The sequence below is a fragment of the Dactylosporangium sp. NPDC006015 genome (genome assembly GCF_040614215.1).
GTDB classification, from domain to species: Bacteria; Actinomycetota; Actinomycetes; order Mycobacteriales; family Micromonosporaceae; genus Dactylosporangium; species Dactylosporangium maewongense.
Window position 1 is genome coordinate 1 of record NZ_JBEXUD010000101.1, and the last position, 9,162, is coordinate 9,162.

The 9,162-nt window shown below is 70.7% G+C and carries 7 protein-coding genes and 2 pseudogenes; 3 read left to right on the forward strand and 6 right to left on the reverse strand.

Annotated elements, in window-relative coordinates:
* Positions 1-124 precede the first annotated feature (124 nt).
* Both ABZ321_RS57880 and ABZ321_RS57885 read right to left on the reverse strand, forming a co-directional pair.
* Positions 125-1,024, reverse strand: a complete 900-nt coding sequence (locus tag ABZ321_RS57880; protein WP_354905588.1) for a hypothetical protein — start codon at positions 1,022-1,024, stop codon at positions 125-127.
* Positions 1,005-3,011, reverse strand: a complete 2,007-nt coding sequence (locus ABZ321_RS57885) for a hypothetical protein (RefSeq protein WP_354905591.1) — start codon at positions 3,009-3,011, stop codon at positions 1,005-1,007. Before ABZ321_RS57885 ends, ABZ321_RS57880 begins: the two co-directional genes overlap by 20 nt.
* 426 nt (positions 3,012-3,437) lie before the next feature.
* On the opposite strand from ABZ321_RS57885, the gene ABZ321_RS57890 reads away from it, so the two are divergent.
* Both ABZ321_RS57890 and ABZ321_RS57895 read left to right on the forward strand, forming a co-directional pair.
* Positions 3,438-3,923, forward strand: a complete 486-nt coding sequence (locus ABZ321_RS57890) for a hypothetical protein (protein ID WP_354905593.1) — start codon at positions 3,438-3,440, stop codon at positions 3,921-3,923.
* A 334-nt stretch (positions 3,924-4,257) separates the two neighbouring features.
* Positions 4,258-4,659 (forward strand): hypothetical protein, encoded by a 402-nt coding sequence (locus tag ABZ321_RS57895; protein ID WP_354905595.1) that lies wholly within the window; start codon positions 4,258-4,260, stop codon positions 4,657-4,659.
* Positions 4,660-5,035: 376 nt separating this feature from the next.
* On the opposite strand, the gene ABZ321_RS57900 is transcribed toward ABZ321_RS57895, so the two are convergent.
* Positions 5,036-6,004 (reverse strand): DMT family transporter, encoded by a 969-nt coding sequence (locus ABZ321_RS57900; RefSeq protein ID WP_344510802.1) that lies wholly within the window; start codon positions 6,002-6,004, stop codon positions 5,036-5,038.
* Between the two features lie 70 nt (positions 6,005-6,074).
* Between ABZ321_RS57900 and ABZ321_RS57905 the strand changes: the two genes are divergently transcribed.
* Entirely contained in the window at positions 6,075-6,923 is an 849-nt protein-coding gene (locus tag ABZ321_RS57905) for a LysR family transcriptional regulator (protein ID WP_354905598.1), read from the forward strand.
* Positions 6,924-7,224: 301 nt separating this feature from the next.
* Here the strand turns inward: ABZ321_RS57905 and ABZ321_RS57910 are convergent, their stop codons facing one another.
* The 3 genes and pseudogenes from ABZ321_RS57910 to ABZ321_RS57920 all read right to left on the reverse strand — a co-directional run.
* Positions 7,225-7,857, reverse strand: coding sequence for a hypothetical protein (locus tag ABZ321_RS57910; protein WP_344510798.1), 633 nt, complete (start codon positions 7,855-7,857; stop codon positions 7,225-7,227).
* A gap of 209 nt (positions 7,858-8,066) precedes the next feature.
* Positions 8,067-8,368: pseudogene (locus tag ABZ321_RS57915) on the reverse strand (transposase); the annotation flags it as partial.
* Between the two features lie 608 nt (positions 8,369-8,976).
* Positions 8,977-9,162, reverse strand: a pseudogene (locus tag ABZ321_RS57920) (carbohydrate ABC transporter permease); the annotation flags it as partial.

Below are 9,162 nucleotides of genomic sequence, written 5' to 3' on the forward strand. Positions count from 1 at the left end.
GGTCGCGCGCTGGGCGGCGCGGCGGCACGCCGCCGGCCGCCGCGGCCGCCCCCCCCCCCCCCCCCACCCGCCCCCCCGGGGGCCCCCCCCCCCCCCCCCCCCCACGCCCGTGAGACAGCACGCGTCAGGCGCCGAGGGTACCGACCTCCGCGCAGGCGAACGGCACGGTGATGCTGACCTCGCCCAGCTTGCCCGCGTCGTCGCTGAGGGCCGGCAGGGTCAGTGTGCCCGCGGGCCGCTCGGCCGGGCCGGTCATCGACGCCTTCGCGCCGTCGACGTCCTCCGCCGTCAGTTCGCTGAGGGTCACCCCTTTCTTCGGTTTCGGGGCGGACCAGTCGAGGCCGGACAGGGTGTTCATGAGGGCGCCGGTGTGCTGGACGACGGTGATGCTCAGGTCCTCGTCGGAGACGCTGCCGTCGGCGGCGATGGTGACGGTGCCGATGGCGCCGACGTGTGCGTCCGTGTCGAAGTAGAACGACACGCTGAGGTCGCCGCCGCTGCGGTAGCACCGGGTGGTGGCCGCCCAGCCCGGGCGGGTGCCGGGCATCCCGGCACCGCTGACCGTGATCTCCTGCGCCGGCAGGGTGGTGAGGGTCGCCGTGCAGTCCGTGGCGCCCTCGATCGTGGCGAACACCCGCCGGTTGCCGCGCCGCAGCAGGAGGGCGGGCATCAGGCCGAGACCGCTGAAGACCTCCTGGGAGGCCGCCGCTTCCTTGGGGTAGCGCAGTTCGTCGGCGACGTACCACTCGCCGGCGCCCAGCATGTCCACGAGGCGGTCGCACCGCTGCGCCGTGACCATGCGCAGCCCGTCGCCGGGCAGCGGTACCGCGATCACCTCGGGGGTGACGTAGAGACCGGCGAAGCCGGCCGGCAGCGCGGCCCCCGGCGGGTTCGCGCCCGCCCCGGTCGTCGGCCGCGGCGCGGGCTTGTGGTCCGAGGTGCACGCGGCGAGGCCCCCGGCGAGGACCGTGGCGAGCAGTCCGGTGAACACCCTGCGGCGGTGGTCAGAGGTTGTCGTACTCATACGTCACCTTCGGGCAGCGCGGGTCCTCGGTGACCCGCAGGACGGGCCAGGTGAGGTCGCTGAGCGGGAACGAGTTGCCGGCCAGGAGGATCTCCACCTCGCCGACCGGGCGGCCGACCCGCCAGTCGTCGAGGATCTCGGCGCGGGTGTTCAGGTAGCGGTCCGGGTTGAGGTCGAGGACCCCGTCCAGGAACTGCTTGCCGCCCTCGCCGGTCATGATGAAGAACGGGTTGGGGCCGGACCGGTCGTTGGTCAGGACGCTGAGGTTCGAGTTCTCCTGGCCGCCGATGCTCTTCGGGACGGGAATCCCGGCGACGGCGCCGGCGAGCTGCTCGAACTCGCTGTACTCGACCCCGCTGTAGCCGCCCTTGCCCTTGAACGGCCCGGCCAAGCCGGTGCAGCTCACCAGGTCGACGTACACCTTGGGAATCGACGCGAGGATCAGGTTCACGGAGTTGCTGCCCTTGGCGACGAGGATGTCCGAGCCGTGGTAGGTGACCGCGATCGTGATCGTCTGGCTCGGCAGCCCGGCCTTGACCAGGACGTCGCGGAGCAGGTCGAAGGTCTTGCCGATGCCGTAGCCGACCGGGTTGCCGAGCAGGCCGTAGGTGTCGCCGAGCTCGAACGGGAAGCTCTCCTTGTCCAGCGCCGCGATGAACGTCGCCTTGCCGCGCAGCTCCGGCCCCTCGCCCGGCGGGTCCTCGACCGGCGGCTTGACCTCCAGGGTGGACTTGCCGTCCTTGCCGGTCTTCTCGCCACGGGTCATCTTGGCGCTGTCCGCGGCCACCGCCTGCAAGAGCTGGCCGCCGCCCTTCTGGATGGTACCGACCTGCGGCTGCTGGCTGGACCAGCGGACCGTCAGGCCCTCCATCGGCCCGGCCTTCGGCATCTCGACGCCGGCGAGCGCGTAGCATTCGAGCTTCTCCAGGGCGACCTTGATGTCGAAGATCGCGGTGGCGGTCAGCGTCACATGCTCGCCGCGGCTGCCCGGGGCGTGCTTGAAGTGCGTCGCGGACTTGTCGGCGGTGAGGTCGATGCGGGTGCCGAGCATCAGCATGATCGCGCTGGCCGTGGCGCCGGCCTTGCCCCACGCCTCGTTGGCCTTGTCGAAGATCTCCTTCGCGCCCTCGCCGAGAATCGCGCCGGCCAGCCGGTCCTTGAGCTCCCCTTTCAGGAAGTCGCTGTTGGCCTTGATGACCGGGTCGTCCGGGGCGGCGAACAGGGCCGCGAACTCGCCGCACGCGCCCTTCGGGTCCTCCGCGTGGGCCACGCCGCCGCCGACCAGCCGGTCGAACAGGCCGGGCGCGGGCGCGGCCGCGCCGTTCTTGGCACCCTTGGCTACCAGCGCGAACCGACTCGTCGCGTGGCTGAGCAGGAGGATCGTCTGCAACGGGTCGAACCACACCTCGGCCGGGTCGGCGGCGGGATGGATCACCTGGCGGTGCTGGGCGGCGAGGGCGCGCACGGCGGCGCCCGCGGTCGTGAACACCGCGCCGTCGCCGGGCTGCTTGCCCCAGCCGCCGATCGCCGTGGCGAGCTGCGCGAAGGTCGGCGCCTTGTCGGTCAGCCCGACGGCCACCAGCAGCGCCGAGAACTGCTCCGGCGTGTACCTGTCGCCCTCCCGCGTCGCCTCGGCGAGCAGCGGGACCAGCTCGGCGTAGATCGGCGCGTCCAGCAGCGTCACCTCGTCCGGGGCGGCGACGACCGGCCCTTTCGCGGACACGATCGCGAACCCCGAGCGCCGCAGCAGCTCGGCGGTGGCGGCCGGGGCGCCGGCCAGGTCGCTGGTGATCGTCGCGACGAGCTGCTCCGCCGCGGCCGCCGGCTCGGCGGGCAGGCCGGCAGCGGCGGCGGCGACGGACTTGCGGTCGACGGCGCCGCGTGCGGCTGTGTCGTCGCGGTCGCTGTCGTCGGTGCAGCCACTCGCCGCCAGTGTCGCGACGACGGCCAGGGCCAGCCAACGCCGGCCGGTTGAGCTACGTCTCAAAGAACTTCCTCACCAACGGTCTCACGACGCTTCCCGGGCCAGGCACTGGCCGGTTCGGCCGGGGCGACGGCATCCGGCCTGGCCCGAGCAGGACACCACGCGCCTGTCCCGAGCGGTAAGGGACCACCGTCCCGGTGGGCCGGGACAAGCGGCCGCTGCCGGTCGCCGCGGCGCCGATCATGTACCGATCAGACGGGAGCGGGAACGCAGCTGTCGGACTGTAGACACGAATCATTCTCACGACGAGCGGGGTTGTCGCAGGCGCCCGGCGCTCGTCGTGCCTGGAAGTCGACGGCCGACCAATGGCCGACCAGCGCAGAACCAGCGCCGGACCAGCCGGCTCAGCATCTCCCACCGCCGCGGCGGCTCGGGTCGTCCGGCCCGCCTCGGCCCGCCGGTAGATCACTGTCTTTTAGGGTGTTCAGGATGCCCACACCCGCGCCGATCGTTGCCCAGATCGGGCTTTCCGCACCCCGCGTCGCCATCGTCTTCGATGGAGGCGGCGCGTGGCACTACTGGGCGCAGCTGGCCATTCACGCGGCGACCCACCTGTGGGGCGGGCGAGGATTCCTCCTCATACCGCATGTGCAAGGTGAAGTAGCGCCAGCGCTGCTGCAGGCCGCGCGTACCTACGACCCGGACTACGTCGTTCTGCTCACCACCACGGTCGGCCAGCGTGAGCGTGTCACGCCCGGCGAAGTTCCGTTGCTGCGGGACGGCCAGCCTGCCGAGCACGAAGTACGGGCCCGCTCGGTTAAGCAGGTGGCCGATGACCCTGTTCCTGACGCCGACGGAGAGCGGGGCCGACGTGCTGTCGCCGAGGCGTGCTCGCCGTATCGTCGCCGAGCCTCCGGGGATGATGACGAAAACGTCTCGTCGCGCTCAGCCTCGATGACCCTGCCGAGCCGTTGACGCCGTTGGCCCAGATCCCGAAGGTGGCCGGCGGTCCGAATCTTTCGGCACCGCCCTCATGGGGCGGTGCCTTCGGTGTGGCGGTTGCGGCCCGGTGCGGCGCCTTCGAGGTACCCGAGGTCGGCGAAGATCCCGTGCTCAGTGACGAGGACTGCCTACAACTGGTGCGCTGGCTGGCGTTCAAGGGCGGCAGGTTCACCGCCTCCCCACCAGCGCGGCTGCTTGCTCCGTTCAGTGAGGGCGACGACCCCAACCGTGCCGGGGACCGCGTTCGAGCGCACGACCTACGGTCTCGGACAGGTGGGATTCGGATCCCGCCCGCACAACTCCAGCCATGATCACGAATGGCGGATCCGTACAAGTCCGGCCGCTCGCCGTTGTCGTATTCGATGTAGGTGTAGGTCGCCGTGCGCAGCGCCTCATAGGTGGTCGGCATGCCGTTGCGGGCATCCTGCACGTCAGGGTCGTCGACGCTGGTGCCTGGGCCGTGGTGCTCAATGAGCGAGCCGGTGCGCCGCGGTGCGGTCTGTCCGCCGGTGAGCAGGGTGAGAAGGCTGCGGCCGTTGACGTCGCCTGCGACGGGCGCGTCTCCGATGCGCTGGAACGTGGGGGCAAGGTCGATGTTCTGCACGATCTGGGGGCGGCTCGTGCCGGCAGGGACGCTGGGGCCGGCGATCACCAGCGGCACGACGACGTCATGGTCGAACGCGGTCTGCTTGCCTTCCACAAGGGGTAGATCAGCCGCGTGCCGGTCGAGCGTGAGCAACGCCGCGCCGCCACGCGAGCGGTGACCCACCCGGCCCCGGCTGGGTTGCTGCCCGCCGCCGCGATCGACGGGAAGCTGTTGCACGGCACCCGCACCCCGGCCGGGCAGGTGTTCCTCGTCGCAGCGGTCACTCACGACCACGGGGTGGTCCTGGGCCAACGCCAGGTCCCCGGCAAACGCGGCGAGAACACGGTGATCGCCGATCTGCTGACACCCCTCGATATCGAACGGCCCGTTCCCCGGTCGGCGGACCGCGCCTACCTGGCCGCCCTGGCCGCGCTGACCGCCCTGATCGAACAGATCGACGCCATCGAGCAGATCACCGACACTGCTGAAGCAGCACCCGTCACGGCTGTGCGGGGGACGTGGCGGGAGCGGGCGTCGGAGGTGGCACGTGGTGAGGAGGGGCCTCCTGGTCGGCGCCGACCGTGGATGGGGTGTCCCTCCGTGCGGCCGTCAGCATCGCGCCGCCGATCACCAGGGCCGCGCCCGCGAGTGTCGTGGGCCCGACCGGCTCGCCGAGCAGGACCGCGCCGAACAGCGTCGACCATAGCGGGACGAGATATGTGACGGACGCCGCCACGGTCGGGCCGGCGGCCTGGATGATGCGCAGGTTCAGGATGTAGGCGACGCCGGTGCCGACCGCCCCCAGCGTCACGAGCCCGAGGGCCGCCTGCGGGCCGGGCCAGCTGGGCGCGCCGCCGACGAGCGGGGCTACCAGCGCCAGCTGGAGTGTCGCGGTGCCGATCTGCATCACCGACAGCGTTGCTGCCGACTCCGCCCGGCCGGAGAGGAATCGGCGCGTGTACGCGAACCCGGCGCCGTAGCAGAGGGTCCCGCCGAGGCAGGCGAGCGTGCCGAGCAGCGGTGCCCCGGCGAGCCCGTCCCAGACGCCGAGCACGACGAGCACTCCCGCAAACGCCGCGACCAGGCCGACCATGCGGCGGGCGGTCGGCCGCTCCGCGGGGACCAGGACCAGCGCGAAGACGAACGTCGTCAGCGGGGTCGTGGCGTTGAACACGCCGGCGAGCACGGTGGTGATCTGCGTCTGCCCGTACGCGAACAGCGCGAACGGCACGGCATTGAGCAGCGCGGCGACGACGAAGGCATGGCCCCACACGACAGGGTCCCGGGACAGGGGCGCCCGCAGGACCAGGCAGCACACCGCCAGGGCCATGGCTCCGAAGGCGCAGCGCCAGAACGCGAGCCACACCGGCTCGACGCCGGCGGTGACCGCGACCTTGATGAACAGGAAACTAGACCCCCAGATCAGGGAGAGCGCTAGGAATGAGGGCAGCCAGCGGACGTTGCGCATGGACGGATCATGCGTCCGCGCCACATCATGAGTCCAACAAGTGGCACGCAGTGCACTATGAGGAGTGCTCATGCATCTGGCACAGCTCCGCGCCTTCGTCGCGGTCCTCGACGACGGCAGCTTCAGCGGCGCCGCGGCGACGCTCGGCATCAGCCAGTCAGCGGTGTCGCACACGATCGCCACGCTCGAGCGGACCCTCGGCCATCCGGTGCTGATCCGGCAGGGTGGGGTTCGTGCGACCGCCTTCGGTGCGGCGATCGCCGGGCACGCCCGAGCGGCGGTGGTTGCCGCAGCGGCGATCGGGATGCTGGCCGCCCAGCGTGACGGCCGACCGGCCGGCTCGATCAAGCTCGCCGCGCCACCGACGGTGTGCCAGGGCCTCATGCCGGGGCTGCTGGCCCGCTGGCGGGACGAACTGCCCGGCGTCGACGTGGCACTGTTCGAGGGTGAGGACGACGAGGTCGCCGAATGGCTCGCCGACCACACCGTCGATCTGGCCGTCGTCGTGGACCCACCACCCGGACCAGGTCATGTCCTCGCGGAGGATACGTTCCATGCGGTACTGCGTCGCGACCATCCCCTCGCCGGCGAGCACGCCGTCGGCGTCGCCGATCTGCAGGACGACGCGTTCCTGCTCTCGCGCGGCGGCTGCGAGCGGCACGTCCGCGAGGCGCACCGCCGCAGCGGCGTCCCGTTCGCGCCGACGCACCAGGTGCGGGAGCTGGGCACCCTGTTCGCGATGGTTCGGGCCGGGATCGGTGTGTCGATCGTGCCCGGGCTCGCCGCCGCCATGCTCGACCCGCGACTGGTGCTGGTACCGCTGCGGCCGGTCCTGGCCCGGCGGCTGGTGCTCCGTGGCGCCATCGACCGGCTGTGGCATCCGGCAGTGACCGCCCTGGTGGAGCACGCCGCAGCATGAGCGAACCTTGTGGCCGGCACTCTGTGCACCGACTACGCCCGGGTCAACGCGACGCGCTGTCGGCAAGCCGCCAACCAAATCGTCGGTCTGGTCGCACGGACCGCAGGGCGACCGAGACGTCGTCGCGATGGACGGCGTCGAGCCCGACGACGGACTCGTAGAAAGGTGAGCGCCGCTGCAACATCGACGCCTGACCGACGCCGCCGGAGCACGCCGGGAGCCCCGCCGGTGCCGCCCGCCGCAGGCGACGAACGCGACGACCGTTGCGGCTGGCGCAACGGTCGTTCTCCGCGTGTCCGGCTTACCGGCGCGCGCTGCGCGTGACGCTGATGCCGAAGGCGAGCAGCCAGTAGCTCAGCAGTGCGCCGACGGTGGCGGTGCTCCCCCAACCGTTGGCGGCGTAGAAGTTCGCCGGGTCGTTGCCGAAGTAGATGGACGGGATGAAGGCGGCGCTGACGACGGCGAGCGTCACGGCGGTGACGCCAGTCCAGCGGGGCAGGATGCCGGTTCGCAGGACGAGCGAGCCGAGCGCGGCCAGGAACAGCGCCAGGGTGGTGCGGCCGATCGTGCCATACAGGATGTACGTGCCGGACACGTCGATCGTCGGGTCGATGGCCGTGTCAGCGGCGATGACTGCACCGGCCTCGAGGCCCATGGAGACGAGCGTGACCGTGATGTACATCAGGCCTGCCGCCGATACGAGCGACGCCGCCCATTCGTGATCGGGAGCGGCCCGGCGGACCAGTTCGCGCAGGCCGGTGACGAGGCCTGTGAACGCGACGAACGCGAGGATCCCGATGAGGATGCGCGTCAGCACGTTCCAGTCCGGCGGCGGGCCGTCGTAGATGAAGTACAGGGGCACCTCGACGATGAGCGCGATCGCCGTGAGGATCCCGCAGAGCCCGGTGACGCGACGCACGACTGCCTGGTTCATGATTCGAAGCCCTTCTCGTTTCGTTGACGGGCTTCAGTCTTTCCGGCGCGTTCGCGAATGTCGGTGGTCCTTCGATGTAGGTTTGTGGTGGACCTAAGACGTGTTTGGTAGGTCGGGTCAGAGCCATTCGTTGATCGCGGTGATGGTGACGGTGGCCTGGTAGCGCGTGGCGAGCTTGATGCCCCTATGGATGTCAAGGGGTTGAGGGGCTGGTGTCGGGTGATGAGTTGGTAGAGCTCGCGGGCGATGTAGCGCTTCAGGCAGCGGATGGCTTCGCGTCGGGTTTTGCCTTCGCTGGTGCGTCGTTCGACGTAGGCGCGGGTGCGTTGGTCCCAGCGGAGTCTGGCGAGGGTGATGGTGTAGAGGGCTGAGTTGGCGCGGCGGCCGCCGCCGCGGTTGAGGCGGCGGCGCTGTGTCTTGCCGGATGAGGCTTCGATCGGGCTGACGCCGCAGAGGGCGGCAAAGGGGCCTCACTGGTCATGCGTTCGGGGTTGTCGCCGACGGCGAGCAGGCGGTCGGCGGTCATGCCAGAGATTGCCGATCAAAGTCCGTAACCTGGCCGGATGATTTGTTGGCACCCGCAGCGTCGCGGAGGGATTCGTACAGGTGGCGGGTCGTAGCGTCAACTGTCGTCGGCGCTGCTGTGAGCGGGTGCGCTCGGTGCGGGCCGGGCAGATGATGCAGGCGCTGAGGGGAAGCTGACCTCGATGACGTCCTGACCGTCTTGGCGGGTGGGGTTTCAGGTGGCCGAGTGGTGGCCTCGCGGGCAGATCGCTCGTTGCTGGTCGAAGTCGATGGTGGACGCGGTTCGGGCGTAGGGCTGTTGGTGCGGGCGTGGCGGGAGGAGTCGCCGCGCATCGGGGCGATCAGGCGGACCTGGTACTCGGTGCGGCAGGCCAGCAGGTTCGTGTTGGAAGGGTAACCGGCGTCCATGAGGTGCTCGGCCGGCAACAGATCCGCCGTCGGCGAGTTCTCCTCGATCACTGTGGTCCTGGGTTGGGAGTCGGCAGCGAGGGCGGCTTCGTAGGCGGCGACGGCCGCGGCGGCTTGGCCTGCCGGGTCGTTGAAGCAGTCGGTCGGCCAGATGCGATGGAACCTCCAGGGGCGGGACTCGGTCCGTCACTTGACGGCTCCTTGCATCAGCGCCTTGACGAAGTTGCGCTGGAAGATCAGGAAGATCGCCAGCGAGGGCAGGATGATCAGCAGGGAACCGGCGCAGAGCAGCACGATGTCGGTGCCGTACTGGCCCTGGAACGCGCCCAGCCCGCCGGCCACGGTCCGCTTCGTCGGGTCGTCGACGAGGAC